This is a genomic window from Vibrio sp. 1978 (assembly GCF_033344345.1).
The window spans coordinates 1-503 of sequence record NZ_JAWPOP010001109.1 but is presented as its reverse complement, the minus strand read 5'-3'; the positions used below and the strand labels follow the sequence as shown (position 1 = coordinate 503).

The window sequence follows — 503 nt, the reverse complement described above, 5'->3', positions numbered from 1 at the left end:
CATACTTGGGTAACGCGCGCCATAAACGATTGTTGAGCTGATTGCACCAGGACCAGCCATTAGAGGCATCGCTAGTGGTACAACGCCGATCTGTTCGCGGCTAACGTACTCAGATTTTTCTTGTTTGTTCTGCTTATCCTCACCGAGCTTACCGCTCATCATCGAAAAGGCGATGCTTAACAGCAGCAAGCCACCTGCCACTCGGAATGAATCCAGTGAAATACTGAACATATCCAACAGTAACTGACCTGCAAGCAGGGAAATGATCAGGATCACGGCCACTGCCACATTGGCTGTTGTCGCGGTTTTGATCTTTTCTTCTGGTGTCATATGTCCGCTTAAAGACACGAAAACAGGCATGATGCCTACAGGGTTAACGGCGGCAACCAACCCCAAGAAAAACTGCAGGAAAATGGCTAGCTCTAAAGTCTGCATATTGCGTACTCGTAAATGTTCACATTAGTGAAAAACGGAAAGGGTAAATTAACACCAATCTATCGGGT

At 46.9% G+C, this 503-nt stretch carries 1 protein-coding gene; it reads right to left on the bottom strand.

Features of this window, described 5'->3' with window-relative positions:
* Positions 1-435, bottom strand: a 435-nt coding sequence (locus R8N49_RS30910) for a YchE family NAAT transporter (RefSeq protein ID WP_318190924.1), incomplete at its 3' end; no start/stop codon positions are given.
* Positions 436-503: the final 68 nt, after the last annotated feature.